Origin of the sequence: Salipiger sp. CCB-MM3 (assembly GCF_001687105.1) — a bacterium.
In the GTDB taxonomy this organism is placed as follows: Bacteria; Pseudomonadota; Alphaproteobacteria; order Rhodobacterales; family Rhodobacteraceae; genus Salipiger.
The window spans coordinates 1,976,772-2,002,580 of the sequence record NZ_CP014595.1; the positions used below are offsets into that span (position 1 = coordinate 1,976,772).

Sequence of the window (25,809 nt, forward strand, 5' to 3'; positions counted from 1 at the left end):
ACCGCTCGTTCTACTTGGCGGCGATCTTCAGGTCTTCGAGCAGGTTTTTCAACACCAGAAAGTCGCCAGTGGTGCTGCAATCGGGGATCGCGAGCGTAAGATCGCGCGCCCGCAGCTTGTCGCCAAGGCGGCGCTCCAGCGTCTGCGCTTCGATCTGCTGGCCGCAGTTGGCCCCGGTGATCTCGGCTTCGATGGTCAGCGCCACGGCGCCAGCCTTCTTCGCGGCGGCGGCGGGGAATGTGTAAACCTCGGCGATCAGCGGGTCGGGGCTTTCGGCGTCACCGAGGCGGGTCATAAAGCCGCCTTCGCCCTGCGCGGTGCGGGTCAGATCGCCCGCGGCGGCGGCCCAGATATGGCCCTGATCGTCATCGCGGGCGCCGAACTCATTGGCATGCAGCATCAGGCCGCTGTCGCCGCGCCACTGCAACACCACCCGATCATAGAAGGGCAGAGCGGGAACCTCGGCGATTGCCGTCTGGCCATCGCCATTGGCGAAAGAGGCAATGAAAAGCGCATGTTCCGCCAGAGCTGGAACCTTCACCCGCAGCGTCCCGTCGGGTTGGGTCACCTCGGTGAACATCAGCCCGTTGTGGTGGATGGTGACACGCTCGGAGGCATAGCAGGGCGCATCGATATCCAAGGCGACGATGGCACCAGCGCCAGTGCGCGCGTTCATCGTCACGCTGCAATCGGCCGCTTCCAGAGAGGTCTCTTCGGGCAGGCTCGGCGTGCCGAGGGCGGGCTCTGTCACCGCCGCGGCAAGATGCAGCTGCGCGGTGGGCAGGGCGGCTTCGGCGGCGCGGTCGGCGGGCAGCCGGGGCAGCGCAGCCGAGGAGGTGTCTTCGATTTGCGCGATCTGCAGGGCGGCGGGCTTTGGGCTGCGCGCATCATGCTGCTGCATGGCAAAGCCGATGCTCAGCGCCGCACCAATGGTCACTGCCGCAAGTCTGTAGGTCTTCATCCGTCCCATTGCGAACTCCCCCGTCACTCTGAACTGCGGCCAGAGACTCGACCGCTCGAACTGATCTGGGAAACAGTCTGTCTTTGAAAAGAGGCGCTGATTGGGCGAAGCCGCGGAGTCATCGGGGCGGGCCCGCGACATATCGCGCGGACCCGCCCCGTTGTTACGTCAGCCGATCTGACCGGTTCAGAGGCTGCCGTGGCAGTGCTTGAACTTCTTGCCCGAGCCACAGGGGCAGGGGTCGTTGCGGCTGGGGTTGCCCCAAGTCGCGGGGTCAGTCTCGTCGAAACCGTCGACCAGCGGCTCATGCGCTTCGGGCGTGGCGGCGTTCTCGCTCGGACCCACGGCCTTGGCCTGCTCGGCGATCTGCTGCTGCTGGGCCTGCTGCGCGGCCATCTGCTGCAGCATCTGCTTTTGCTCGTCCTCGGTCATCGGGCGGACGCGGCCAAGCTGCTCGGTGACGCGCTCGCGCAGCGACTCGAGCATCGACTCGAACAGCTGGAAGGCCTCAGTCTTATACTCGTTGAGCGGGTCGCGCTGCGCGTAGCCGCGGAAGCCCACGACCGAGCGCAGGTGCTCCAGCGTCAGAAGGTGCTCGCGCCATTTTGTGTCGATGGTCTGCAGCAGCACCTGCTTTTCGATCTGGCGCATGGTGTCGGGGCCGAAGGCTTCGGCCTTTTCGGCCATCTGCTTGTCGGTGGCCTCTTCGATACGCTCGCGGATAGTCTCGGCGTCGACGCCCTCTTCCTCGCCCCAAGCGATGACCGGCAGGTCGATGCCCAACTTTTCGATACAGGCGGCATAGAGCCCCTGCATGTCCCACTGGTCGGCATAGGCCTTGGCGGGGGCATAGGTCTCGACCAGCTCGTCGATCACCTCGTGGCGCATGTCCTCGGCGATTTCCGAGAGGTCCTGCGCTTCCATGATCTCCAGACGCTGCGCGAAGATCACCTTACGCTGGTCGTTCATCACGTCGTCGAATTTCAGCAGCTGCTTACGAATGTCGAAGTTGCGGCCCTCGACCTTCGCCTGCGCGCGTTCCAGCGACTTGTTCACCCAAGGGTGGATGATCGCTTCGCCTTCTTTCATGCCCAGCTTCGAGAGCACCTTGTCGAGCCGTTCGGAGCCGAAGATGCGCATCAGGTCGTCTTCGAGCGACAGGTAGAACGAACTGCGGCCCGGGTCGCCCTGACGGCCGGAACGGCCGCGCAGCTGGTTGTCGATGCGGCGGCTTTCGTGGCGCTCGGTGGCCAGAACGAAGAGACCGCCAGCTTCCTTCACCTCGGCCTCGGCCTTGGCGTGCTCGGTCTCGAGCCGCTGGCGGATGTCCTCGGGGTCGGCTTCGGGATCGGCGGCGATGGCCTCCATCACCTGAAACTCGAAATTGCCGCCAAGTTTGATGTCGGTGCCGCGGCCCGCCATGTTGGTCGCGATGGTGATCGCGCCCAGCTTGCCCGCGTCGGCGACGATCTGCGCTTCCTGCTCGTGCTGGCGGGCGTTGAGCACATTGTGCTTCAGTCCGGCCTGCGTCAGCAGCTGCGAGAGCATCTCGGATTTCTCGATCGAGGTGGTGCCGACGAGGACCGGCTGGCCCTTCTCATGCGCCACTTTGATCTCTTCGGTGATCGCGGCGTATTTCTCGCCCGCGGTGCGATAGACTTTGTCGTCGTCATCGATCCGCGCGATCGGGCGGTTGGTCGGCACTTCGACCACGCCGAGCTTGTAGATCTCGGCAAATTCCTCGGCCTCGGTCAGCGCGGTGCCGGTCATGCCCGACAGCCGGTTGTAGAGGCGGAAGTAGTTCTGGAATGTCACGCTGGCGAGGGTGACGTTCTCGGGCTGGATCTGGCAGCCCTCCTTCGCCTCGATCGCCTGATGCAGACCGTCCGACAGACGGCGGCCCGCCATCATCCGGCCAGTGAATTCGTCGATCAGCACCACTTGCCCGTCGCGGACGATATAGTCCTTGTCGCGGGTGTAGAGCTTATGCGCGCGCAGGCCCTGATTGACGTGGTGCACCACGGTGGTGCTTTCCGGGTCATAGAGCGTCTGGCCCTCGGGCAGGATGCCGCGGCGGTGCAGCATGTCCTCGAGCGCCTCGTTGCCTTCATCGGTGAAGGTGACGTTGCGTGTCTTTTCGTCGAGCGTATAGGCGTCGGCGGGCAGTTCGGGGATCAGCCGGTCGATGGCCACATAAAGATCCGAACGGTCCTGCGACGGGCCGGAGATGATCAGCGGCGTGCGGGCCTCGTCGATGAGGATCGAGTCCACCTCGTCGACCACCGCAAAGCCATGGCCGCGCTGCATCATTTGGTCCAGCTCGGACTTCATGTTGTCGCGCAGGTAGTCGAAGCCCAGCTCGTTGTTGGTGGCGTAGGTGATGTCGCAGGCATAGGCCTGCTTCTTCTCGGCCTCGGGCTGCTGCGGGTAGACCACGCCGGTGGTCATGCCGAGCGCGGCAAAGACCTTCGACATCCACTCGGCGTCGCGGCGGGCGAGGTAGTCGTTCACCGTCACCACATGCACGCTCTTGCCCGAGAGGGCGTTGAGATAGGAGGGGAAGGTTGCGACGAGCGTCTTGCCCTCGCCGGTCTTCATCTCGGAGATGTTACCTTGATGCAGGAAGACACCGCCCATCAGCTGCACATCGAAGGCGCGCAGACCAAGCGCCCGCTTGGCCGCCTCGCGGCAGTTGGCGAAGGCTTCGGGCAGCAGTTTGTCGAGGCTTTCGCCCTCGGCGACCCGCTTGCGGAACTCTTCGGTCTTGGCGATCAGACCGGCGTCGTCCAGAGCCTCGAACTCGGGTTCCAGCGCGTTTATTTCTGCGATCAGCGGTCGGGTGGCCTTGATCTTGCGGTCGTTCGGGGTGCCGAACACCTTCCGCGCGAGTTTTCCCATTCCGAGCATGTGGCCTGCCTGTCCTGTCTGACAAAGTCGTGTTCTGCGTGAGGCATCCGCTTGCCCGCCTCGCACTCAACCCATATGACACAGGGGAACGACCGGCCTTGCAGAGCCTTCAGGCGATGTAAGCGGCAGGTTGGTAAGTGTCAACGCCGCCCGGTGGCGGGCGGCCAACAGGAAGGACGCCTAGATGCCCAAAACCCTCACCAAACTGGGCGCGGCTGCGCTCGCCCTCACGTTCGCGCTGCCGCTTCACGCGCAGGAGCAAACCGAGGCGCCGAGTGCCGAGACCGTCGTCGCCACGGTGAATGGCCAGGACATCACGCTGGGCGAGATGCTGATCATCCGCGCCAGCCTGCCCGACCAGTACCAGCAGCTTGGCGATGACGTGCTCTGGAGCGGCATTCTCGACCAGCTCGTGCAGCAAGAAGTGCTGGCGCAGGACGAGAAGGCGGTCGAGACCAACCGCGTGAAGCTGTCGATGGCCACCGAGCACCGCACGCTGATGGCCGCCGAGACCGTGTCTGCCGTGGCCGAGGCCGCGGTGACCGACGAGGCGATCCAAGCCGCTTATGATGCGCAATACGCCGATGCCGATCAGGGGCAGGAATTCAACGCGTCGCACATCCTCGTGGAGTCCGAGGACGAAGCGAAAGCGATCATCGAAGAACTGCAGGGCGGCGCCGATTTCGCCGAGGTGGCGAAAGAGAAGTCGACCGGACCGTCGGGCCCGAACGGCGGCGAGCTGGGCTGGTTCAGCGCCGGCATGATGGTCGAGCCGTTTCAGGCCGCCGTCGAGAAGATGGAGCCCGGCGCGATCACCGAGGCGCCGGTGCAGACCCAGTTCGGCTGGCATGTGATCAAGCTCAACGAGACCCGCGCCAAGGAAGCGCCGGCGCTCGACGAGGTGCGCGACCAGATCGCACAGCAGGTGCAGCAGGAGGCGGTGAAAGCCTATATGGACGACGCCATCGCTGGCGCCGAGATCACCCGCACCGAGGCTGGCGAGATCGACCCCTCGGTTCTGTCCAACTTCGAGCTGCTGGAGAAGTAAGTGGCCAAGACCCTCGCCGTTTCCCCGCTGGCCCCTGCGGCCTTTCCTGAACTGCCGGTGATCGACGGGGTGCGTTTCGCCTCCGTCGCCGCCGGGGTGCGCTACGCGGGGCGCACCGACGTCATGCTCGCCCAGCTTGATGCGGGCAGCACCATGGCGGGGGTCTTCACCCGCTCGGCCACAAGGTCCGCCCCCGTGCTGGACTGTCAGGCGAAGATCGGCGCGGCCTCGGATGAGGGCGCGGCGATCATCGTGAACTCGGGCAACTCCAACGCCTTCACCGGCAAGAACGGCATCGAGAGCACCCGCGCGGTGACCTCGGCCGTGGCGGCCGCGACCGGCCTGCCGGAGAACCGCGTGTTCTCGTCGTCCACCGGCGTGATCGGCGAGCCGCTGCCGCATGAGCGCATCACCGCCAAGGTCGATGAGCTTGTGGCCGCACTCGACGCGGATGGCATCTCAGGCGCCGCCAAGGCGATCATGACCACCGACACCTTCCCGAAGGGCAAAGCCGTCACGGTCAGCCTGCCGGGCGGCGAGGTGAAGATCGCCGGCATCGCCAAGGGTTCGGGCATGATCGCGCCCGACATGGCGACGATGCTGGTCTATGTCTTCACCGACGCGAAAGTGCCGCAGCCGGTGCTGCAGGCACTGGTCAGCCAGATCAACGACCGCAGCTTCAACTGCATTACCGTCGACAGCGACACCTCGACCTCCGACACGCTGCTCATGGGCGCCACTGGCGCCTCGGGCGTCGAGGTGACCGAGGCCGACACCGCCTTTGCCGAGGCGCTCGAGGAGGTCTTCCTCGATCTGGCGCATCAGGTGGTGAAGGACGGAGAAGGCGCGACGAAATTCGTCACGGTGCAGGTCACCGGCGCGGCAAGCGACGCGGATGCGCGCACCCACGCCATGGCCATCGCCAACTCGCCGCTGGTCAAGACCGCCATTGCTGGCGAGGATCCCAACTGGGGCCGCATCGTCATGGCGATCGGCAAATCCGGCGCTGCCGCCGACCGCGACCTTCTGACCATCCGCTTCGGCGACGTGCTGGTGGCCGAGAAAGGCTGGGTCTCGCCCGATTACCGCGAGGAAGACGGCGCGCGGCTGATGAAAGAGCCCGAGATCACCATCTCGGTCGATCTCGGCCTCGGGCAGGGCACGTCCACCGTGTGGACCTGTGACCTGACCCACGGCTACATCAGCATCAACGCCGACTACCGCTCGTGAGCGGTTGCCTCTTCGTCTAGAGGCAAATATCCCGGGGAGTGCGAGGGGCTGGCCCCTCGCTTTTCCGTTCCTGCCGAAAGCGCCCGCCCATGAAGAAGATCGTCCTCGTCTCCGCCGTTGCCCTGATCGACGTAGAGGGCCGCGTGCTGCTGGCACAGCGCCCCGAAGGCAAGTCCATGGCCGGTCTGTGGGAGTTTCCCGGCGGTAAGGTCGAGGCAGGGGAGACGCCCGAGGCGGCGCTCATCCGCGAGTTGCACGAAGAGCTGGGTATCGAGACATGGGACAGCTGCCTCGCGCCGCTGACTTTCGCCTCGCACGCCTATGATGATTTCCATCTGCTGATGCCGCTTTTCGCCTGCCGCAAATGGCAGGGCGTGCCGCAGGCGCGCGAAGGGCAGGTGCTGAAATGGGCGCGGGCAAAAGACCTGTCGACCTATCCGATGCCGCCCGCGGATATCCCGCTGATCCCGATTCTGCGCGATCTGCTATAAGCAAGGGGTTTTCGGGTTTCAGCCTGATTGACCATAAATGCAGCGCAAAAAAGTGCGGAATTGCCTACTAATGAAACAGAATTGTGCAACTTAAGTGTAGTTTTGTTGTCGGTCATGCGCTAAAAACGTCTTCGCAAGGTTTTAGTTGAGGACACAACATGTTGCGCACCATTATCATGGGTAGCTGCATTTCGGTCCAGGGCTTTCTTGAGAAGACTCTTCCCGATGGGCGCATCATGGTGCGTGTCGGGCAGCAGCTCTTCACCGGGCGCCCGGTCTGATTTACACGCCCCCTAGAAGTCAACGATATGCGAGTCGCCCCAAAAGGGCGGCTCGCATTTTTTGTGGCTGACGGTTCCGGCTTTCTGCCTTCTGCCTTCGGCTTTTGCCGTGCGGGTGCGGTGACCCTTTGCCGCCAGCGTTTCCTTCACCCATGCCACGCTTTTCCCGGCGACAGGCCACCAGACATGAAAAAAGCCGGCGATGGAGCATCGCCGGCTTTTTGATCTGTAGTGCCCCGGAGTTGGGGCAGGGGAGGGGTCAGAGCTTGCGCTCGACCTCCTCGCGCTCGAAGATCTCGATGACGTCCTGCGGGCGGATATCGTCGTAGTTCTCGAAGGCCATGCCGCATTCCTGACCGGACTGCACCTCGGGGACCTCGTCCTTGAAGCGCTTGAGGGTCTTCAGCGTGCCTTCGTGGATCACCACGTTGTCGCGCAGCAGGCGTACGCCCGCGGAGCGGCGTGCAACGCCTTCGGTGACCAGACAGCCTGCAACCTTGCCGACGTTCGAAACCTTGAAGACTTCTTTGATCTCGGCGTAGCCGATGAAGTGCTCGCGGATTTCGTTCGACAGCAGGCCCGAAGCCGCGGCTTTCACGTCGTCGACCAGATCGTAGATCACCGAGTAGTACCGGATTTCCACGCCCTTTTGGTTGGCGCCGTTGCGGGCCGGAGCGTTGGCACGAACGTTGAAGCCGATGACCGGGCAGCCCGACGCTTCGGCGAGGCCGATGTCGGTTTCGGTGATCGCGCCCACACCCGAGTGGATGACGCGCACGCGCACCTCGTCGTTGCCGACCTTCTCGAGCGCCTGAACGATCGCTTCGGCAGAGCCTTGCACGTCCGCTTTGACGATGACCGGGAGTTCCGAGACGTTCTCGTCGTCCTTGGCCTTCTGCATGAGCTGCTCGAGGGTCGTTGCGGCACCGGCTGCGGCGCGCTTGTCCTTCGTGACCTGAGCACGGTACTCGGCGATCTCGCGGGCCTGCGCCTCGGTCTCGGTGACGTTGAGAACGTCGCCTGCCTCGGGCGTGCCATTGAGACCCAGCACCTCGACGGGAACCGACGGACCGGCTTCCTTGACGCGCTCACCCTTGTCGTTGATCAGCGCACGGACCTTACCGTACTGCTCGCCCACGACGAAGACGTCACCCTGCTTCAGCGTGCCGTTCTGCACCAGAACGGTCGCGACCGGGCCACGGCCCACGTCGAGCTTGGCTTCGATCACCGCACCTTCGGCCGCCCGGTTCGGGTTGGCCTTCAGTTCGAGAATTTCGGCCTGCAGCGCGATGGCTTCGAGCAGTTCGTCGAGGCCCTTGCCGCTCTTGGCGGAGACTTCCACGTCCTGAACGTCGCCCGACATCTCTTCGACAACAACTTCATGCTGCAGAAGATCGGTGCGCACCTTGGTCGGGTTCGCCTCGGGCTTGTCGACCTTGTTGATCGCCACGATCATCGGCACGCCAGCCGCTTTCGCGTGGCTGATCGCCTCGACGGTCTGCGGCATCACCGCGTCGTCCGCCGCAACCACCAGCACCACGATGTCCGTCACCTGAGCACCACGCGAGCGCATGGAGGTGAAGGCTGCGTGGCCCGGGGTGTCGAGGAACGACAGGACCGCGCCGCTGTCGGTGGTCACCTGATAGGCGCCGATGTGCTGCGTGATGCCGCCGGCTTCGCCGGAGGTCACGTTGGCCTTGCGGATCGCGTCGAGCAGCGAGGTCTTGCCGTGGTCGACGTGGCCCATGATCGTGATGACCGGCGGACGACCCTGCAGGTCTTCCGGCTTGTCTTCTTCGATCTTGATCACGTCTTCGACGTCGGCATCGGACACGCGGGTCACGCGGTGGCCGAATTCCTCGATGATCAGTTCCGCGGTATCGGCGTCGATCGACTGGTTCTGAGTCGCCATGATGCCGCTTTGCATCAGCGACTTCACCACGTCGGCGACGCGCTCTGCCATACGGTTTGCCAGCTCCGCGACGGTGATCGCCTCGGGCAGCTGAACGTCGCGCACGACCTTCTCACGCTGCTGGCTGCCACCCATCGCCTTCTGACGCGCGCGCTCTTGCTTGCGCTTCATTGCGGCCATGGATTTCTGCCGGCCACCTTCGCCGCCCAGAGCCTGGTTCAGCGTCAGCTTGCCGGAGCGGCGCGCACCGTCGTCGCGGCCACGGGCCGAACGGCCACGCTCTTCGCGCTCGCGGTCGGCCTTGCGCTGCGGCTGTGCCGCCGGCTTCGCGGCCGGTGCACCAGCTGCGCGGGCGGGAGCGGCGCTCTCGTCCTTGGCAGCGGCCTTTTTCGGCGCGGCGTCGGCTTTCTTGGCTGCTTCCGCAGCCTCGGCCGCCTCGCGGGCCTTACGCGCTTCTTCCTCGGCTTTCGCTTTGGCACGCTCTTCGGCTTCGCGCTGCTCGCGCTCTTTTTGTTCTTTCTCGGCGCGCAGGCGCTCACGCTCTTCGGCGCGAGCCTTTTCCTCGGCCTCGCGCTGTGCAGCCTCCTCGGCTTCACGCGCCTTGGCGGCCTGCAGCGCGCGCAGCCGGCGTTCCATCTCCGCTTCGGTGATGCCCGCCGGGCGCTTGCCCGATCCGCCATGCGATCCGCCGCCCGAACCCTTTGCACCGCCAGCGGCGCCCGCTTTCGGGACCACGACGCGTTTACGCTTGGTCTCTACCACGACGTTTTTCGTGCGCCCGTGGCTGAAGCTCTGCTTCACGTTCCCCGAACGGGAGCCGCCGCGCAAACCCAAAGTCTTCTTGCCGTCGTTATCGCTCATTAAGATTCTCTTATCCTTTCCGGCGGCCCTTGCCGCCCGCGGCAGCCCCTGCTGCCGGTCTCGCGTCCGCCGATGCGACGCGCAGGCCCTTCAATCGTTGGGCCTCCTCTACAACACGTTTGGTGAGTCCACCAGCGCCAAGCGCGGCATGTATCACCTTTTCACGTCCGAAGGCCAGCCCCAGCTCATCCGCGGTGAGCCAGCCGATGTAGTTCCCCCCGTAGGGAGTACTGAGTTTGGTCTTGCCGCGGGCGCTTCCGTCCTCGGCCTGGATCAGCACGCGGGCTTCTTCCTTACCCAGCCAATCCTTCACCTTTTCGTAGCCAGCGACCGCACCGCCGCCCTTGCGGGCGAGGCTGATGAGATCGACCACACGACGCGCCAGCATCCCCTCGACGAGGTTGGCCAGATCGTCGGGCACCGTCACCGGTGCCTTGGCGGCGCGGGCAAAGAGACCTTTGCCCGCCGCTTTTTCCAGTGCCTTGCGATCGGACGAGACCCAGATGCCCCGGCCCGGCAGCTTGCCGGCGATATCGGGAACCACCTGGTTCTCGGGTCCGACCACGAAGCGGATCAGCCCGGTCTTCGGCTCTACATCGCCCGTGGCAATGCAGCGCCGCTCGGGCCCGTCCGCCCTGTCCTTATCCCGGCCTCCGCGAGTCATCTGTGGCTCAGGCCTCCGATTCTTCGGCAGCGTCGTCGTCACCTTCGAGCTCATCGCCCTCGGCGCTATCGGCCACCAGTTCCTCGGGGTCGACCCAGCCCAGCATCACGCGGGCGGTCATGATCAGGTTCTGTGCCTCATCAAGATCGACATTGAATTTCTCGAGCAGGCCATCGTCCTTCTGGCGCTCGCCGTCGACCGTGGTCCAGCCACCGGCAAGTTCCCAGTCAGCGCAGGTGGCGAAATCTTCGAGCGACTTGATGCCGTCTTCCGCCAGTGCCTCTACCATTTGGGGAGTGAGGCCCTCGAATTCAATAAGGCTGTCCTCGACACCAAGCTCACGCGCCTTCTCGAGCGCCTTGCGGGCCTGTTCCTCGAGGAATTCGCGGGCACGGGTCTGCAGCTCTTCGGCGGTGCCTTCGTCGACGCCGTCGATGACCAGCAGTTCGTCAAGCTCGACGTAGGCCACTTCTTCGAGGTTGGTGAAGCCTTCGGCAACCAGCAGTTGGGCAAAGAACTCGTCGACGTCCAGCGTGTCCATGAACAGCTTAGTGCGCTCTTCGAACTCGGCCTGACGGCGCTTGCTCTCTTCTTCCTCGGTCATGATGTCGATGTCGAGGCCGGTGAGCTGCGAGGCCAGACGCACGTTCTGACCGCGGCGGCCGATGGCCAGCGACAGCTGCTCGTCGGGCACGACAACCTCGATGCGCTCGGCATCTTCATCCAGAACCACTTTCGACACTTCGGCCGGCTGCAGCGCGTTGACGAGGAAGGTCGGCATGTCCTCGTTCCACGGGATGATGTCGATCTTTTCGCCCTGCAGTTCGTTCACGACGGCCTGCACACGGCTGCCGCGCATACCGACGCAGGCACCCACGGGGTCGATCGAGCCATCGTAGGAGATCACGCCGATCTTGGCGCGCGAGCCGGGGTCACGGGCCACGGCCTTGATCTCGATGATGCCGTCGTAGATTTCCGGCACTTCCATCTTGAACAGCTCGGCCATGAATTCCGGCGCGGTGCGCGACAGGAAGATCTGCGGGCCGCGGGCCTCGCGGCGCACGTCCTTGACGTAGCAGCGGATGCGGTCGCCGGGGCGATAGCTTTCGCGGCCGATCTTCTCGTTGCGGCGCAGGATCGCTTCGCCACGGCCGATGTCGACGATGACGTTGCCGTATTCCTCGCGCTTGACCTGACCGTTGATGATCGTGCCCTGACGGTCCTTGAACTCTTCGTACTGGCGGTCACGCTCGGCTTCGCGCACTTTCTGCAGGATCACCTGCTTGGCGCTCTGCGCGGCGATCCGGCCAAGGTCGACCGGCGGCACTTCTTCGACGTACTGATCGCCCACCTTGGGGTCGGCCATATACTGCTTGGCCTGCTGGACGGTCATCTCGGCCTGATAGTTTTCGAGGAGGTCATCCTCGACCACGGTGCGCACGCGGGTGAAGCTGGCGCGACCGGTCTTGCGGTCGATCTTCACGCGGATGTCCATCTCCGAGCCGTAGCGGCTCTTGGCGGCGCGGGCGAGGCTCTCTTCCATCGCTTCGATCACCAGCGAGGGGTCGATCATCTTCTCGCGGGCGACGGCCTCGGCGGTCTGCAGAAGCTCGAGCTGGTTGGCAGAGGTGATTGCCATGGTCTTAGTCCTCCTGAGCGGCCGCGTCGTCGGCCTCGATGTCGTCGAATTTGGTTTCGTCCACTTCCTGCGCCTTGCGGGCGCGGAGCATGTCTCGGATCAGCTCGTCGGTGAGCACCAGCTTGGCGTCCGACAGCCAGTCGAATTGCAGGCCGATGGTCTGCTCTTCGCCGCCGTCCTCGATGTTGAGCAGCACTTCGCTGCCCTCCACCCCGGTCAGAACCCCGCGCCAGCGCTTGCGGCCGTCGATCAGTTCCGAGGTTTCGAGTTTCACCTCATAGCCCTCGAAGGTCTCGAAGTCCTTGAGGCGGGTGAGCGGGCGGTCGATGCCGGGCGAGGAGACCTCGAGCGTGTAGGCATCGATGATCGGATCCTCGACGTCCAGCACGGCCGAGACCGCAGTGGAGATGTCGGCACATTCATCTACCTCGATGCCACCCTCGGGCCGTTCGGCCATGATCTGCAGCGTCGAGGTCTTGCCGCCCATAAGGCGGATTCGCACAAGCTCGAACCCCATGTCTTCGATGACGGGGCCGACGATCTCGGCGAGGCGCTTATCGAGCGATGATTTGGCGATGAGGTCGGTCATTCTTCCGACTCCTTCGGAAACAAAAATACGGGCGCGCGGCCCGTCGGTGTTTCCCGGTGGAGCTTCGGTGCCAGGACCGACGCGCCGCTGTTGAAGCGCCATATACGTGTCTGCAGCGGATTTCGCAAGGGTGATTCCTTTGCGAAGGGGGCGCGGCGGTTTGATCCCTGCCCGGCGCATGGCCCGCGCCACCATCCAAACCCCGGCGTCATCACGCCGTTACGCAAAGCCCTTCCCATGCGCTGCTCTTTGCCGCTTCACTGGCAAGCGCGATGGCGCGGCGGAACCCGCCGGGGCTCCGCGCCGTTTCCGCTGCGTATTCCGCCCATGAGGAACTTTCATGCAAGTCTTCCGCTGCCCCGCCTGCTCCAGCCCGGTCTATTTCCACAATCTCGCCTGCGGCTGCGGGCAGGAGGTCAGTTTCGATCCCGACGCTCAGACCATGGTCGCGGGGGCGGCGCATTGCGCCAATCGCGATGACATTGCCTGCAACTGGGTGGCCGAGGAGGGCGGGCTCTGCCGCTCCTGCGCGATGACCGAAACCGTGCCCGACCTGCGCGCCGAACAAAACCTGCCGCTGTGGGAAGCCAGTGAATACGCCAAGCGCCGGATGCTCGCCGAGCTTGGCCGCTGGGGCTGGTTCACCTCGAATGACGCGGGCGCGCGCCCGGTGTTCCGGATGCTCTCGGAAGAGACACTTCATGGCGAGGAAGATGTGATCATGGGCCATGCCGACGGGCTGATCACGATCAACGTCACCGAGGCGAGCGATCCGGTTCTGGCAGAGCGGCAGGAACAGTTTGACGAGCTTTATCGTACCATGCTGGGCCATATGCGTCACGAGATGGCGCATTTCCTCTTCCTGCGGTTGGCCGGTGAGCCGGGATTCCTCGACAGTTTCCGCCCGCTCTTTGGCGACGAGCGCGAGGATTACGGCGCCGCGCTTCAGCGCCACTATGATGCGCCCGCCGACCCCGGCGAGACTCACATCACCCATTACGCCACGGCGCACCCGCATGAGGACTGGGCCGAGACGCTGGCGCATTTGCAGCATCTGGTCTCGATGCTCGACAGTGGCGTGGCCAGCGGGCTGCGGCTGCCCGGGATGCCGGGCGAAGGCTATGATCCCTATCTCGAGGCGGACACCGATGCGCTGATCACCCAAGCGGTGAACCTGTCGATCGCGGTGAACCATGTGAACCGGGCGCTCGATCTGCCCGACCTCTACCCCTTCGTGCTGACCCAGCCGGTGCGCGAGAAGATGGCCCTCGCGCACCGCTGGCTGCGGCGCCTCTAAAGCAGAGGCCTAGCTGCCCAGTAGCCCGGCGCTGCGCGCGGCGTGGCGGAAGATCTCGGCGTCCTGTCCCGCTGCACGGCGCGCAAGGCGGCTGAGCGCTCCTTCGGCACGCGCCGGGGTCTGCTCGAGACGTTTCAGCCGGGCCAGCGCGGCGCAGAGCGCACGGCGCTCGGTTGCCGGTGTGTCGGGCGCAGCGAGGATTTCCTGCGCGCGCATCGCCGCATGGCCGAGATCAAGCAGTGCCAGCCCCGTGTCCAGCGCATCGCGCTGCGCCCGCGCCGAGCGTTCCGTCAGCCGGAAGAGGCGCAGCATCCGGTGATAGAGCCGCGCGCGCCACACGTCCCTGTGCTGCGGCGCTGCCGGGTCTGCGGCCAGCGCGGCCACATCGTGCAGCATCATCCGCGCCAGCGTCGACTGCTTGCGGCGCAGCGTTGGTGGATAGATCGTGCGATAGGCGGCCAGTGCGGCGAGCGGCGCGGCGACCACCGCCAGCCCCATCATCACCGAGGTGCCGAAGCTGCCGGTCAGCGGCAGGGCGGGATGCAGCAGAAGCAACATCACCATATTGTAGTCGAAGCTGACCTTCATGCCGCGGTCATGCCCGCCCAAGACGCCGCCCAGCACGATGAACGGCAGCATCATCGCCACCATCTGCCATTCGGCATCCGCATGCGGCCAGACCAGCCAGCGTATGGCGATAGCCATGGCGGCGCCCATGAACTGGCCCAGAAACACGAAGGGCAGCATGGCGATGGGGTTCTCGAAGGTGGTGAAGATCGAGATCATGATCGACATGCCCAGCAGCAGGAAGGCCCCGGCGGCAAAGCCGGTGATCTGCCACAGCGCGCCAAAGAGCAGCAGCGCGCCGGTGGCACGGATCGCCGCCTCGCGGGCCCCGATCCAGTCGCGGTGCAGCACCATGGGCAGGGCGCTTTCGGGCGCGGGCGCGCTGCGGTTCTCGGGGGCGCGCCAGCGGGCCAATGCATTGACGAGCGGGCGCAGATTCTCGTCCAGACCGGGCAGGGCGGCGGCGCGCTCCAGCGCCTTCAGCGCGGTTGCGCCATCGTCCGCGCGCAAGGCGGCAGCGGCCTCGGTCAGCGCGAGGCGGGCGGCCTCGGGCACCGCATCTGCGTCGCGGCCACGCCGCCAGAGCAGAACTGCCAGCGCGGTCGAGAGCAAGTTGCGCGTGGCCCGCGTTTCGCGGTGCGAGCGCAGCGAGCCTGCGGCGTGCGGGTCGAGCGCCTCTTCTGCGCCCGCCATGGCCGAGATCAGGCCACGGGCCGCTTCTCCATCCTGTTCCGGCGCGGCGATCTGCTCGCATAGATCGGCCAGCAACGCCCGGATGCGGCCGCGCAAGGCCTTGCCGTCTGCGGCGGGGGCGAACAGCCAGCCCACCAGCAATGCGGCCACCACGCCCACAAGCACCGTCGCCATGCGGTCGGCCCCAAGTGCCAGAACGTTTTCCGGGTGTCCCACGTCGAGCAGCGAGACCATCGCCGCCGTGTATCCCGCCAGCACGGTGCCATAGGCCACGAACCCGCGCGCAAGATTGGCAAGCCCGGTGCAAAGGCCGACCCAGAGCGCGAGGCCGATCACCAGCAATGCCGGATGCACCAGCATGGCAAAGATCAGCCCGATACCGGCAATCGTGCCCACCACGGTGCCCGCAAAGCGAAACAGGCCCTTCTCGAGCAACTGCCCGCGGACGGGTTGCGAGGCGGCCCAGACGGTCATCCCGGCCCATTGCGGATGCTCCAGCCCCAGCAGCCACGCGATGATCAGCGCGAGACAGGCGGCAAAGGCAGTACGCAGGGAGAATGTGAGCCGGTCCTTGTTGAAGCCAAGGGTCTGAAGGGCGGCGGTCATGCGGTTTCCTCGCGGTCGGTCTTGTCGGTCAGCATCGTCTCGGCGCGGGCGGTGATGCGGGCAAAGCTGCCGAGCATGTTGGCGAGTTCGTCTTCGCCGATGCCGGACAGCAGGTCGTGCTCGGCCTGCAGCAGCATGGCGCGGATCCTGCTCAGCTCGCGGCGGCCATCCTCGGTGAGGTGAATGCGCCGCGCGCGCCGGTCGTTCGGGTCGACGCGGCGTTCGATAAAGCCCCGCTCCACCAGCAGGTCGAGCAGACGCACGAGGGTGGAGGTATCGAGGCTGATCCGCGCCGCAAGCTCGCGCTGGCTGATGCCGTCGCCGCCTTCGGCAAGATGGATAAGCGGGCGCCATGTGGCGTCGGTCAGCCCGGCTTCGGCCAGCCGCATGTCGACGACGCGATGCCAGCGCCGTGCCAGCGAGACGAAGGCGAATCCGAAACGGTCGCGGGGGGCGGAATACTGTGTCATGAGAATTGATGTAGATAAAAATGATTTGCAGTGCAAACTAAATGCCGCGCCGCAGAGTGGCGCAGATTGCCGCAGGGTCATCAGCAAGCTGCCGCGCTCCCCTTTGCGTGAACGGTGCACGGATTGCGCCGCTTTGCCCTGCGGGCTAATCTTTGCGGCAACCAATCAACAGGAGGCGGCATGTCGGGCAAGGCAATCGGGACACTTCGCGGCACGGTCATGGCACTGGCGCTGATGGCGGCGGGCGCGGCTTCGGCCGAAAGCCTGTCGGGCGATTACCTTGCGGCGCGGCAGGCCAGCTTTGCCGGAGATTTCAAGGCGGCGGCGCGCTACTACGGCGAGGCGGTCAAGCATGACCCCGAGAATGCCGATCTGCTCGAACGCGCGGCTTTGGCCAATATCGGTCTGGGCGACTTCAACAGTGCCGAGGCGCTGGCGGAGCGGCTGACCGCGCAGGGCCATGACAGTCAGGTCGGCCATCTGGCCGAAGTCGCGGTGCTGGCGCATGAGGAAAACTACGCCGAACTGCTGTCGCGCGTGGAAGAAGGCCGCTCGGCGGGGCCGCTGGTCGACGGGCTGATCAAGGCTTGGGCCGAACTGGGCCGCGGCGATGTGACCGCGGCGCTGTCTGGCTTTGACGAGGTCGCGAAAGAGCGTGGCCTCGCGGGCTTTGCCGCCTATCATAAGGCGATGGCGCTGGCGTCGGTCGGGGATTTCGAAGGCGCGGAGGCGATCTTTGCCGAACCCGGCTCGGGCGGCATGCAGATGACCCGGCGCGGGCTGATGGCGCGGCTCGAGATCCTGTCGCAGATCGACCGGCAGGAAGATGCGGTTTCGCTGATCGACGACGCGCTGGGCAAGCAACTCGATCCCGGCATGGCCGACCTGCGCGCCAAGCTCGAAGCGGGTGAGACGCTGCCGTTCGACGTGATCACCTCGGCGCGCGACGGCATCGCCGAAGTCTTCTTTACCATCGCCAGCGCCCTCGCGAACGAAAGCGCCGAGGATTACACGCTGCTGCACGTGCGCGTCGCCGAATATCTGCGCCCCGACCACGTGGGCGCGCTGCTGATGGCGGGCGATCTGCTGGAGCAGATGGGCCAGTACGAATTGGCTGCCGCAACCTACCGGCGCGTGCCGCGGGATGACGCCTCTTTCCATGTCGCCGAACTTGGCCGGTCCGACGCGCTGCGCGCCGAGGGCAAGCTGGATGCGGCGGTCGAAGTGCTGGAGCAACTGGCGGACACCCATGGCAATATGCCTGCGGTGCAATCGGCGCTGGGCGATCTGATGCGCCAGTTGGAGCGCTACGACGAGGCGATTGCCGCCTATGACCGCGCTCTCGACACATTCGACGAGCCCGATCCGGCGCAGTGGTTCCTTTATTACGCGCGCGGCATCTGCAAAGAGCGCGACGGCGACTGGGAAGCGGCGGAGAAGGATTTCCGCGCCGCGCTCGAGTTCGTGCCGAACCAGCCGCAGGTGCTGAACTACCTTGGTTATTCGATGGTCGAGCATCACGTGAACCTCGACGAGGCGCTGGAGATGATCGAGCGCGCGGTCGATGCCGAACCGCAGAGCGGCTATATCGTCGATAGCCTTGGCTGGGCGCTTTACCGGCTGGGCCGCTACGACGAGGCGGTCGGCCATATGGAGCGCGCCGCTGAACTGATGGCGGTGGATCCGGTGGTCAATGATCACTTGGGCGATGTCTACTGGGCCGTCGGTCGCAAGGTCGAGGCGCGGTTCCAGTGGCAGCGCGCACTGTCCTTTGTGGGCTGGGAAGATGCCTCGGACGATGTCGATCCCGAACGCATCCGCCGCAAGCTCGAGGTCGGTCTCGACGCGGTTCTTGCGGATGAGGGCAAGCCGCCGCTGAAGGTGGCGCATGACGTGGACTGACGTGTTCGCTCCGGCGAAGATCAATCTGACCCTGCACATCACCGGCCAGCGCGACGACGGGTATCACCTGCTCGACTCGCTGGTCGTCTTCGCGCCCGTGGGCGATGCGCTGCGCGTGGCGCCATCCGAGGATCTGAGCCTGCGCGTCGAAGGGCCGGAGGCAGCGGGCATCCCTGCCAACGGCGACAACCTTGCGCTGCGCGCCGCCGCCATGGTCGGCGAAGGGCAGGGGGCCGAGATCGTGCTGGAGAAGGTGCTGCCGGTGGCGTCAGGCATCGGTGGTGGATCGGCGGATGCCGCCGCTGCCGCCCGCGCCGTGCTGGCTGAATTGGGCCCGCTGGATGAGACCACAATGACCCGCGCCGAGGGGGCGCTGCTGGCGCTTGGGGCGGATGTGCCCATGTGCCTCGCCTCCCGCCCCGTTCGCGTCCGCGGCATCGGCGAGGGGCTGGAGCCGGCCACGCTGCCGCCGCTGCCCGCGGTTCTGGTGAACCCGCGCGTGCCGGTCTCGACACCGCAGATCTTCCGCAGTCTGACCTCGCGCGACAACCCGCCGATGCCCGAACGCCTGCCGGAGTTTGCCGGGGCGGAGGGGCTGATCGACTGGCTCAGGGACATGCGGAACGATATGGAGCCCGCGGCCCGCACTCTGGAGCCGGTGATCGGCACGGTGCTGTCAGAACTGGAGGCTTTGCAGGGCTGCCGGCTGGCGCGCATGTCGGGCTCGGGCGCGACGTGCTTTGGCCTGTTTGCGAGCATGGCCGAGGCGGGTGCCGCCGCAGAGGCGCTGCGCGCGGCGCGTCCGGATTGGTGGATCGCCGAAGGGCTTTTGGGAGATCAGCAGGCGCGGGCGATGCCGCGCCGGGGCTGAGGATTGAAGGCTGGCAGGCGCGGGCTCAGTAGAGCCGCGCCACCACGAAATCCGCCAGTTCGATCATCACGTCGCGCAGTTCGGACTGTGGCAACTGCGCCATCGACGCCTTGGCCTTTTCCGACCAGCCAAGCGCATCCTCGCGGGTGGCTTCCAGCGCGCCATGCTTGTTCAGCAGCTCTAGCGCGTGCTCGAGGTCGCCCTCTTCCTGCTTGCCCTTCTCGATGGTGCGCTGCCAGAAGGCGCGCTCCTCTTCGTCGGCTGCCGCGACGGCCTTGATCACCGGCAGCGTCAGCTTGCGCTCGCGGAAGTCGTCGCCGACGTTTTTGCCGGTGGCCGAGCTGTCGCCCATGTAGTCGAGCAGGTCGTCGGCGATCTGGAAGGCGATGCCGAGCGCGTCCCCATAATCGAAGAGCGCCTTCACCTCTGCCTCATCAGCCCCGGCGATGACGCCGCCCACCTCGGTCGCCGCCGAGAAGAGCGCTGCGGTCTTGCCGCGCACCACCTGCAGGTAGATGTCCTCGCTGGTGCGCAGGTCCTGCGCTGCGGTGAGCTGCAGCACCTCGCCCTCGGCGATGGTGGCCGCTGCGTTCGACAGGATCTCGAGCACCCGCAGGTTGCCCGGCTCGGTCATCAGCTGGAAACTGCGGGCGAAAAGATAGTCGCCGACCAGCACCGAGGATTTGTTGTCCCACAGCAGGTTTGCCGTCGGACGGCCCCGGCGCTGCGCGCTTTCGTCCACCACGTCGTCATGCAGCAGCGTTGCGGTATGGATGAACTCCACCGTCGCGGCCAGATGCACGTGATAGGGGCCGTCGTAATTGCAGATATTCGCCGCGGCGAGCGTCAGCATCGGGCGCAGGCGCTTGCCGCCCGCTTCGACCAGATGTGCGGTCACCTCGGGAATGCGCGGCGCGTGTTTCGATGCCATCCGCTCGCGGATCAGCACGTTCACCGCGCCCATCTCGTCCGCCAGCATCGAGGCCAGCCGATCATGCGGTTTCGCTTTTGCCGTATCCAAGCCCATCAGACCCCCGTCACAGGCTCGACAAGGCCGGGGCCCTGTCCTTACATCCCCTTTATGGAAGAACTTCTGCGTACCACCGACATAACGCTGATCCCGCTGGCGAAGACCCTCCTTGATGGGCAGGGTATAGACAGCTTTGAGTTGGACGTAAATATGAGCGTCCTAGAGGGATCCCTGGGAATTTTGCCGCGCCGCCTGATGGTGCGAACCGGCGATCTGGAGGCCGCGCGGCGTGTGCTGCGCGAGAACGGCGTCTCCTTCGAGGCCGGTGCATGAGGCGCGAGCCCTTCGCCGAGGAAGAGCTGCGTCGCGACGCATTCCTCGGCGGGATGGCGAAGATATGGCAGCCAAAACATGGGTTTGGCTATCGGGCTGGCGTTGACCCCGTGCTGCTGGCTGCGGCGGTCGAGGCGCAGCCGGGACAGGAGGTGCTGGAGCTTGGCTGCGGCGGCGCCCCGGCATTGGTCTGTCTTGGGGCGCGGGTGGGCGGGCTTTCGCTGGCCGGGGCCGAGATCCAGCCTGCCTATGCCGCGCTCGCGCGCCGTAACATTGCCGAGAACGGGCTAAAGGGAGAGGTCTATGAGACCGATCTGGCCGCGCCTCCGGCGGCGCTGAAGGCGCGCAGCTTCGATCACGTTCTCGCCAACCCGCCCTATTTCGAAGAGGGCAAGCGCAGTGCCGCGCCGGACGCCGGGCGCGAGCTTGCCTTGGCGGGGTCCCTGCCGCTGGCGGATTGGGTGACGCTGGCGGCGCGGCGTCTGAAACCGCGCGGCACCGCCACCTTCGTGCAGCGGGTCGAGCGGCTGCCAGAGCTTCTGGCGGCGCTGGCGGCGAATCTGGGCTCGGTCGAGGTGCTGCCTCTGGCCCCGCGCGAGGGGCGAGCGCCCCGGCTGATTCTCGCGCGTGGACGCAAAGGCGGGCGCGCGGCTTTCCGCCTTTGCCCCTCGGTCGTGCTTCACGCTGGCGCGTGTCACCTTGAAGATGGCGACGATTATACAAATGTCATCAAAGCAGTCTTGCGCGATGGAAAACCGATCAGCTTTTCCGGATGAGCGGGCTTCCGAGCAGGGTTCTCACCTTGCGTAAAGCAATGCTGCGGGTGCGGCGTGACAGAATGTAAAAGTTATGCTGCACTGTCTCTGCCCAAAGCAAAAAGGAGGACATAATGAGCTTAACTTCTCACCTGCAGGAACTGAAGAAGAAGCACCAAAACCTCGCCACCACCGTGGAAGAGATGCAGCGCAGTCCGGGCACGGACGACTTGCATGTCGCAGCCCTGAAGAAGCAAAAACTCCGTATCAAGGAAGAGATTAACCGGCTCTCGGTAGAGGCGACCTGAACGGCGCCCGGGCAGGTATCGCCCTAGAGCGAAGCACCCACCCACCTTGAGAGCGATCAGGTCCGCACGGCAGCCGCGCCGCCGGACCGCAGAGGTTCCGGGCCCGAATCTCCGGGCCCGGGCGGCAGGGCAGGCGCCGGACGGCGCGAGGCGACGCGGCAATTTCAAAGCACGGTTTTTCACGCACCCTTTTCACACCCTTGCACGAAGAGACGCGGGCATCCGTCCGCGCGTGTTCAAGGCCGTGCGTGTCGTTGTGCCCTGCGCGAAAACAGCGCCCCCGGAGAGCCAGGCTCCGGGGGCGCATCCGTTTCGGGATGTCACGCGGGATTTTGCGCGCGGCGCGTCAGTCGATCGGTTCGAGCCGCTGCTCCAGCTGCTCGCGCAGATGCGCGTGCTGGGTCGGCAGCTTGAGCGCCTCGCCGAGATGGGCGCGGTCTTCGTCGCGGTCAAAGCCGGGCTCGTTGGTGGCCACCTCAAACAGCACGCCGCCGGGGCTGCGGAAGTAGATCGCGTAGAAGTAATCGCGGTCGATCTGCGGCGTGATCTGAAAGCCGTTCTCGGTCAGCGCGTTGCGCACCTCAAGCTGTGCCGCCCGGTCCTCGACGGCAAAGGCGATGTGGTGCACGCTGCCCGCGCCCTGACCGGCCCGGGGCACGTCCACGGTCTCGATGTCGATCGTGCCGGCACCATTGTGCTCGGGCAGCGAGAACCGCATGACCTTCTCTTGCCGGCATTCTTCCTGATAGCCCATGAAGCGCAGCAGCTCCGCCGTGGGGCCCGCGTCGCGCAGGCGCATCTGCACCGAATGGAAGCCGCGGATCGCCATATCTTCGCCGATCCCGCCGCCGGTCCACGGCGCGCGGCTGTCATCGGCTTCGACCAGAGCCAGCCCGTCGCCATCGGGGCCTTCAAACACCAGACGGTGCTCGCCATAGCGGTTGAGCCGCTCCAGCCCCTTCACGCCCGCCTCGGTCAGGCGCGCCTCCCAAGCGTCGAGCGAGCCTTCGGGCACGGCAAAGGCGGTGGTCGCCACCTCGCCGCTGCCCGGCTTGCCACGGGCGGCGTTGGGGAAGGGGAAATAGGTCATGACGGAGCCCGGCGTGCCGACCTCATCGCCGTAGTAGAGGTGGTAGACGTCGGGCGCGTCGAAGTTGACGGTCTTTTTCACCCGGCGCAGGCCGAGCGTGTGGGTGAAGAAATCATTGTTCCGAGACGCGCTGCTAGCCAGCGCAGTCACATGGTGCAGGCCTTTGATTTGCGTGAGCATGGTCTCTCTCCTGATACGGAATTGTCAGAGACATAGGAAGAAAGTGGTTAACAGAAAACAAACGCCACCGCGCGGAAGGGCTGCATCAGTGCACAGTAGGGGGCGTTTGGGGGAAAACGACAAAGCCCCGGCGCGATCTGCAGCCGGGGCCCGTCCTTTAGGTCAGGCGTCTGCCGGATGGGTCAGACGAAGAACTGCGCTCCGTTCGCGGAGATCGTCGAGCCGTTCACGAAGCCTGCCTTCTCATCCGCAAGGAAGACCACGCAGCGGGCGATCTCCTCGGGCTCGCCAAGGCGGCCTGCGGGGATCTGCGCGATGATCGACTCGCGCACCTTCTCGGGCACCGCCATAACCATCTCGGTGGCGATATAGCCCGGACAGATCGCGTTTGCGGTGATGCCGTAGCGCGCGCCTTCCTGCGCCAGCGACTTGATGATGCCAAGATCCCCGGCCTTGGTCGCGGCGTAGTTCACCTGTGCGAACTGGCCCTTCTGACCGTTGATCGACGAGATCACGATGACCCGGCCATATTTGCGCTCGCGCATGCCCGGCCAGATCGGGTGCACTGTGTTGAACACGCCGGTGAGGTTGGTGTTGATCACCTCGTTCCACTGCTGCGGCGTCATCTTGTGGAACGGCGCGTCGCGGGTGATGCCCGCGTTGGCCACCACCACGTCGATCGGGCCGAGGTCCGCCTCTACCTGAGCGATCCCGTCTTTGGACGCGTCGTAATCCGCAACGTCCCATTTGTAGGTCTTGATGCCCGTCGCTTCGGTGAAGGCTGCAGCCTTCTCGTCATTGCCAGCATAGGTCGCAGCCACCTCATACCCTTCGGCCTTAAGCGCCTTGGAAATCGCCTCCCCGATCCCTCGGCTCCCTCCCGTGACCAGTGCAACTTTCGCCATAGTATCCTCCAGTCCAGTCCGTCGTGATTTGAAAGCTTGTTATATTTTTGTTAACTTTTGAGTAACTTTGTTGCGCAGAAGTTTTCAGCTGTCCAGCATTTGTTGTGCATCACGGGCGCCTTGTGCCCAAGTGTCGCGCAATTTCTGAGGGTCGGTGAAATCGATCTTGTCTGCGGCGGTCTCTTGCGAGGGCCAGAGGTAGTGGCGGCCCTCCACCTCGGGCAGACGCTTATACTCACGGGTGAGCAGCACCATCGTCTCGCCCTCGTCCGGCTCTGGCAGCGGAGCCTGATCGGCCATGCCGCCGTCGACGACCCGGCGTCCCTCCCAAAGCGGCGGCTCGAACACCGGGGGGATCACCGCAGCGGCGCAAATCAGCTCGACGAGGCGGCCCTCGCGGGCGGCGGCATTGGCATCAATGAGATTGGCGGTCAGGCCCATCTTCTCGGCCCAGTTGAAATGCGGCGAGCCGACGAGGTGCAGCTCGGCCTCATAGGCGGCGGCGAGCGCGGTGCCGGTCATCGTCGGCAGTGGCGTCTCCGGCGGGTGGGCGATGAGAATCTGCAGCTGCGGACCCTCGGCGATCTTGCGCGCGGCCTCGGCGTCGATGACCTCGGCGACCACCTCGCAGTAAAGCTCTTGATGTGGGGTGATTCCGTTTTCGTCGGGGCGCAGCAGGTCGATATTGCTGTCCTGCTTTTCGAACGCGGCGCACATGCGGTCGAGCAGCCGTTCCTCGATTCCGGCGATATAGGCGCTGGAGGCGAGCGCGCCGCCGCTGACCCCGGTGATGCGCTGCGGGGTGGGGCGCTCGCGGTGCCGGCAAAGCTCGGTCATGAAGCCGCCCTGCCAGAAGCAGCGCAGCCCGCCGCCGGAAAAGACGATCTGCGCGGGGTCGCGGGGAATCCGCGGAATGTGTGGACCTGTCGTCATGGCCGCCTTTCGTGTCCTGAGTGTGGGCACGTGTGCCACGGGCGCCGGGCTGACGGGGTCAGCGGCGCCCGCGGCGATAGCTCAGTCGCGCTCGACGCAGAGGGCAACGCCCATGCCGCCGCCGATGCAGAGCGTTGCGAGGCCCTTCTTGGCGTCGCGGCGCTGCATTTCAAAGAGCAGCGTGTTGAGAATGCGCGCGCCCGACGCGCCGATCGGGTGGCCGATGGCGATGGCGCCGCCGTTCACGTTCACGATCGCCGGATCCCAGCCCATGTCCTTGTTCACGGCGCAGGCCTGCGCGGCAAAGGCTTCGTTGGCCTCGACCAGATCGAGGTCCTCGGGCTTCCAGCCTGCCTTCTCCAGCGCCTTGCGCGAGGCGTGGATCGGGCCGACGCCCATGATCGACGGATCGAGCCCGGCGGTGGCATAAGAGGCGATGCGCGCCAGCGGCTGGATGCCGCGCTTCTCGGCGTTCTCGGCGCTCATCAGCAGCACGCCGGCGGCGCCATCGTTGATGCCCGAGGCGTTGGCCGCGGTGACCGAGCCGTCTTTGGTGAAGGCCGGGCGCAGTTTCTGCATGGCTTCGATCGTGGCGCCGTGGCGGATGTACTCATCCTTGTCGACGGTGATGTCGCCCTTGCGGTGCTTGACCACGAAGGGGATCACCTCGTCGTCGAACTTCCCAGCGTTCTGCGCGGCCTCGGCCTTGTTCTGCGAAGCAACAGCGAATTCATCCTGCTGCTCGCGGCTGATCTGCCACTGTTCGGCGACGTTTTCGGCGGTCTGGCCCATGTGGTAGCCGTTGAACGCGTCCCACAGGCCGTCACGGATCATCGTGTCGATATATTTGACGTCGCCCATCTTGTGACCGGCGCGCAGATGCGCGGCGTGGGGCGAGAGGGTCATGTTCTCCTGACCGCCCGCGGCGACGATATCGGCGTCCCCCAGCAGGATGTGCTGGGCGCCCAGCATGACGGTGCGCAGGCCCGAGCCGCAGACCTGATTGATCGACCATGCGGCGCTTTCCTTGGGAAGACCGGCATTGATATGCGCCTGACGCGCCGGGTTCTGGCCCTGCGCGGCGGTCAGCACCTGACCGAGAATGGTCTCCGAGACCTCTCCCTTCTCGATTCCAGCGCGTGCCACCAGCGCTTCGAGCACGGCGGCCCCCAGATCATGCGCAGGTGTATTGGCAAAAGCGCCGCTAAAGCTGCCGACGGCGGTACGTGCGGCAGACGCGATTACGACATTGGTCATGAAGTTCTCCCTCCAAGCAAAGCGTGCAGTCGGAGTGCCCGTCCGCCGCCCTCGTGGCGGGGTCAGGGCCTCCGCGTATTGGCCTCACC

At 65.4% G+C, this 25,809-nt stretch carries 23 protein-coding genes; 10 read left to right on the top strand and 13 right to left on the bottom strand.

From position 1 onward, the window contains the following. Positions 1 to 10 precede the first annotated feature (10 nt). Positions 11 to 970 (bottom strand): translocase, encoded by a 960-nt coding sequence (locus AYJ57_RS09620; protein ID WP_066104227.1) that lies wholly within the window; start codon positions 968 to 970, stop codon positions 11 to 13. A gap of 177 nt (positions 971 to 1,147) precedes the next feature. Next, positions 1,148 to 3,868, bottom strand: coding sequence for a preprotein translocase subunit SecA (gene secA / locus AYJ57_RS09625; RefSeq protein WP_066104230.1), 2,721 nt, complete (start codon positions 3,866 to 3,868; stop codon positions 1,148 to 1,150). A 184-nt stretch (positions 3,869 to 4,052) separates the two neighbouring features. Between secA and AYJ57_RS09630 the strand changes: the two genes are divergently transcribed. From AYJ57_RS09630 to AYJ57_RS26555, 4 genes are all read left to right on the top strand, one after another. Next, a complete protein-coding gene (locus AYJ57_RS09630) occupies positions 4,053 to 4,916 on the top strand; it encodes a peptidylprolyl isomerase (protein WP_066104233.1) in 864 nt (287 codons plus the stop codon). Beyond that, positions 4,917 to 6,146 (top strand): bifunctional glutamate N-acetyltransferase/amino-acid acetyltransferase ArgJ, encoded by a 1,230-nt coding sequence (gene argJ, locus AYJ57_RS09635; protein ID WP_066104236.1) that lies wholly within the window; start codon positions 4,917 to 4,919, stop codon positions 6,144 to 6,146. Positions 6,147 to 6,235: 89 nt separating this feature from the next. Beyond that, positions 6,236 to 6,637, top strand: a complete 402-nt coding sequence (gene mutT / locus AYJ57_RS09640; protein ID WP_066104238.1) for an 8-oxo-dGTP diphosphatase MutT — start codon at positions 6,236 to 6,238, stop codon at positions 6,635 to 6,637. Between the two features lie 158 nt (positions 6,638 to 6,795). Continuing rightward, complete coding sequence (locus AYJ57_RS26555) at positions 6,796 to 6,918, top strand: hypothetical protein (protein WP_255455331.1); 123 nt, start codon at positions 6,796 to 6,798, stop codon at positions 6,916 to 6,918. 259 nt (positions 6,919 to 7,177) lie between these two features. On the opposite strand, the gene infB is transcribed toward AYJ57_RS26555, so the two are convergent. The 4 genes from infB to rimP are packed head-to-tail and all read right to left on the bottom strand — an operon-like array spanning position 7,178 to position 12,583. Then, positions 7,178 to 9,691, bottom strand: coding sequence for a translation initiation factor IF-2 (infB, locus tag AYJ57_RS09645; RefSeq protein ID WP_066104241.1), 2,514 nt, complete (start codon positions 9,689 to 9,691; stop codon positions 7,178 to 7,180). A 10-nt stretch (positions 9,692 to 9,701) separates the two neighbouring features. Further along, entirely contained in the window at positions 9,702 to 10,355 is a 654-nt protein-coding gene (locus AYJ57_RS09650) for an RNA-binding protein (RefSeq protein WP_066104244.1), read from the bottom strand. A gap of 7 nt (positions 10,356 to 10,362) precedes the next feature. Further along, positions 10,363 to 11,994, bottom strand: coding sequence for a transcription termination factor NusA (gene nusA / locus AYJ57_RS09655; RefSeq protein ID WP_066104247.1), 1,632 nt, complete (start codon positions 11,992 to 11,994; stop codon positions 10,363 to 10,365). A 4-nt stretch (positions 11,995 to 11,998) separates the two neighbouring features. Further along, positions 11,999 to 12,583: a ribosome maturation factor RimP gene (gene rimP / locus AYJ57_RS09660; protein WP_066104250.1), complete on the bottom strand. Its 585-nt coding sequence runs from the start codon at positions 12,581 to 12,583 to the stop codon at positions 11,999 to 12,001. 340 nt (positions 12,584 to 12,923) lie between these two features. On the opposite strand from rimP, the gene AYJ57_RS09665 reads away from it, so the two are divergent. Then, on the top strand, positions 12,924 to 13,880 hold the full coding sequence (locus AYJ57_RS09665; protein WP_066104253.1) for a zinc-binding metallopeptidase family protein: 957 nt from the start codon (positions 12,924 to 12,926) through the stop codon (positions 13,878 to 13,880). Between the two features lie 9 nt (positions 13,881 to 13,889). Here AYJ57_RS09665 and AYJ57_RS09670 read toward each other — a convergent pair whose 3' ends face one another. Together AYJ57_RS09670 and AYJ57_RS09675 are read right to left on the bottom strand one after the other, a co-directional pair. Beyond that, positions 13,890 to 15,746: an FUSC family protein gene (locus AYJ57_RS09670; RefSeq protein ID WP_066104256.1), complete on the bottom strand. Its 1,857-nt coding sequence runs from the start codon at positions 15,744 to 15,746 to the stop codon at positions 13,890 to 13,892. Beyond that, a complete protein-coding gene (locus AYJ57_RS09675) occupies positions 15,743 to 16,216 on the bottom strand; it encodes a MarR family winged helix-turn-helix transcriptional regulator (protein ID WP_066104259.1) in 474 nt (157 codons plus the stop codon). The genes AYJ57_RS09670 and AYJ57_RS09675 overlap by 4 nt, the downstream gene beginning before the upstream one ends. Positions 16,217 to 16,396: 180 nt before the next feature. On the opposite strand from AYJ57_RS09675, the gene AYJ57_RS09680 reads away from it, so the two are divergent. Together AYJ57_RS09680 and AYJ57_RS09685 are read left to right on the top strand one after the other, a co-directional pair. After that, on the top strand, positions 16,397 to 18,118 hold the full coding sequence (locus AYJ57_RS09680; protein WP_066104261.1) for a tetratricopeptide repeat protein: 1,722 nt from the start codon (positions 16,397 to 16,399) through the stop codon (positions 18,116 to 18,118). Further along, complete coding sequence (locus AYJ57_RS09685) at positions 18,105 to 18,989, top strand: 4-(cytidine 5'-diphospho)-2-C-methyl-D-erythritol kinase (RefSeq protein ID WP_066104264.1); 885 nt, start codon at positions 18,105 to 18,107, stop codon at positions 18,987 to 18,989. Before AYJ57_RS09680 ends, AYJ57_RS09685 begins: the two co-directional genes overlap by 14 nt. Positions 18,990 to 19,014: 25 nt before the next feature. Here AYJ57_RS09685 and AYJ57_RS09690 read toward each other — a convergent pair whose 3' ends face one another. Next, a complete protein-coding gene (locus tag AYJ57_RS09690; RefSeq protein ID WP_066104267.1) occupies positions 19,015 to 20,016 on the bottom strand; it encodes a polyprenyl synthetase family protein in 1,002 nt (333 codons plus the stop codon). Between the two features lie 54 nt (positions 20,017 to 20,070). Between AYJ57_RS09690 and AYJ57_RS09695 the strand changes: the two genes are divergently transcribed. The 3 genes from AYJ57_RS09695 (at position 20,071) to AYJ57_RS09705 (ending at position 21,355) form a co-directional block, all read left to right on the top strand. Then, on the top strand, positions 20,071 to 20,292 hold the full coding sequence (locus AYJ57_RS09695) for a putative signal transducing protein (protein WP_066104270.1): 222 nt from the start codon (positions 20,071 to 20,073) through the stop codon (positions 20,290 to 20,292). Next, entirely contained in the window at positions 20,289 to 21,068 is a 780-nt protein-coding gene (locus AYJ57_RS09700) for a tRNA1(Val) (adenine(37)-N6)-methyltransferase (protein WP_066104273.1), read from the top strand. Before AYJ57_RS09695 ends, AYJ57_RS09700 begins: the two co-directional genes overlap by 4 nt. Positions 21,069 to 21,181: 113 nt before the next feature. After that, complete coding sequence (locus AYJ57_RS09705) at positions 21,182 to 21,355, top strand: YdcH family protein (RefSeq protein WP_066104276.1); 174 nt, start codon at positions 21,182 to 21,184, stop codon at positions 21,353 to 21,355. A gap of 346 nt (positions 21,356 to 21,701) precedes the next feature. Here the strand turns inward: AYJ57_RS09705 and AYJ57_RS09710 are convergent, their stop codons facing one another. The 4 genes from AYJ57_RS09710 to AYJ57_RS09725 form a co-directional block, all read right to left on the bottom strand. Continuing rightward, complete coding sequence (locus AYJ57_RS09710) at positions 21,702 to 22,625, bottom strand: VOC family protein (RefSeq protein WP_066104278.1); 924 nt, start codon at positions 22,623 to 22,625, stop codon at positions 21,702 to 21,704. Between the two features lie 182 nt (positions 22,626 to 22,807). Beyond that, entirely contained in the window at positions 22,808 to 23,530 is a 723-nt protein-coding gene (gene phbB, locus AYJ57_RS09715) for an acetoacetyl-CoA reductase (protein ID WP_066104280.1), read from the bottom strand. Positions 23,531 to 23,614: 84 nt separating this feature from the next. Next, positions 23,615 to 24,463: a patatin-like phospholipase family protein gene (locus AYJ57_RS09720; protein ID WP_066104283.1), complete on the bottom strand. Its 849-nt coding sequence runs from the start codon at positions 24,461 to 24,463 to the stop codon at positions 23,615 to 23,617. An 81-nt stretch (positions 24,464 to 24,544) separates the two neighbouring features. After that, positions 24,545 to 25,720: an acetyl-CoA C-acetyltransferase gene (locus tag AYJ57_RS09725; RefSeq protein WP_066104286.1), complete on the bottom strand. Its 1,176-nt coding sequence runs from the start codon at positions 25,718 to 25,720 to the stop codon at positions 24,545 to 24,547. Positions 25,721 to 25,809: the final 89 nt, after the last annotated feature.

Bases quoted from the DNA above. Each gene is read 5' to 3' on its own strand.
- AYJ57_RS09620 (WP_066104227.1), bottom strand. From the start codon at position 970: ATGGGACGGATGAAGACCTACAGACTTGCGGCAGTGACCATTGGTGCG.
- secA (WP_066104230.1), bottom strand. From the start codon at position 3,868: ATGCTCGGAATGGGAAAACTCGCGCGGAAGGTGTTCGGCACCCCGAAC.
- AYJ57_RS09630 (WP_066104233.1), top strand. From the start codon at position 4,053: ATGCCCAAAACCCTCACCAAACTGGGCGCGGCTGCGCTCGCCCTCACG.
- mutT (WP_066104238.1), top strand. From the start codon at position 6,236: ATGAAGAAGATCGTCCTCGTCTCCGCCGTTGCCCTGATCGACGTAGAG.
- AYJ57_RS26555 (WP_255455331.1), top strand. From the start codon at position 6,796: ATGTTGCGCACCATTATCATGGGTAGCTGCATTTCGGTCCAGGGCTTT.
- infB (WP_066104241.1), bottom strand. From the start codon at position 9,691: ATGAGCGATAACGACGGCAAGAAGACTTTGGGTTTGCGCGGCGGCTCC.
- AYJ57_RS09650 (WP_066104244.1), bottom strand. From the start codon at position 10,355: ATGACTCGCGGAGGCCGGGATAAGGACAGGGCGGACGGGCCCGAGCGG.
- nusA (WP_066104247.1), bottom strand. From the start codon at position 11,994: ATGGCAATCACCTCTGCCAACCAGCTCGAGCTTCTGCAGACCGCCGAG.
- rimP (WP_066104250.1), bottom strand. From the start codon at position 12,583: ATGACCGACCTCATCGCCAAATCATCGCTCGATAAGCGCCTCGCCGAG.
- AYJ57_RS09665 (WP_066104253.1), top strand. From the start codon at position 12,924: ATGCAAGTCTTCCGCTGCCCCGCCTGCTCCAGCCCGGTCTATTTCCAC.
- AYJ57_RS09670 (WP_066104256.1), bottom strand. From the start codon at position 15,746: ATGACCGCCGCCCTTCAGACCCTTGGCTTCAACAAGGACCGGCTCACA.
- AYJ57_RS09675 (WP_066104259.1), bottom strand. From the start codon at position 16,216: ATGACACAGTATTCCGCCCCCCGCGACCGTTTCGGATTCGCCTTCGTC.
- AYJ57_RS09680 (WP_066104261.1), top strand. From the start codon at position 16,397: ATGTCGGGCAAGGCAATCGGGACACTTCGCGGCACGGTCATGGCACTG.
- AYJ57_RS09685 (WP_066104264.1), top strand. From the start codon at position 18,105: ATGACGTGGACTGACGTGTTCGCTCCGGCGAAGATCAATCTGACCCTG.
- AYJ57_RS09690 (WP_066104267.1), bottom strand. From the start codon at position 20,016: ATGGGCTTGGATACGGCAAAAGCGAAACCGCATGATCGGCTGGCCTCG.
- AYJ57_RS09695 (WP_066104270.1), top strand. From the start codon at position 20,071: ATGGAAGAACTTCTGCGTACCACCGACATAACGCTGATCCCGCTGGCG.
- AYJ57_RS09700 (WP_066104273.1), top strand. From the start codon at position 20,289: ATGAGGCGCGAGCCCTTCGCCGAGGAAGAGCTGCGTCGCGACGCATTC.
- AYJ57_RS09705 (WP_066104276.1), top strand. From the start codon at position 21,182: ATGAGCTTAACTTCTCACCTGCAGGAACTGAAGAAGAAGCACCAAAAC.
- AYJ57_RS09710 (WP_066104278.1), bottom strand. From the start codon at position 22,625: ATGCTCACGCAAATCAAAGGCCTGCACCATGTGACTGCGCTGGCTAGC.
- phbB (WP_066104280.1), bottom strand. From the start codon at position 23,530: ATGGCGAAAGTTGCACTGGTCACGGGAGGGAGCCGAGGGATCGGGGAG.
- AYJ57_RS09720 (WP_066104283.1), bottom strand. From the start codon at position 24,463: ATGACGACAGGTCCACACATTCCGCGGATTCCCCGCGACCCCGCGCAG.
- AYJ57_RS09725 (WP_066104286.1), bottom strand. From the start codon at position 25,720: ATGACCAATGTCGTAATCGCGTCTGCCGCACGTACCGCCGTCGGCAGC.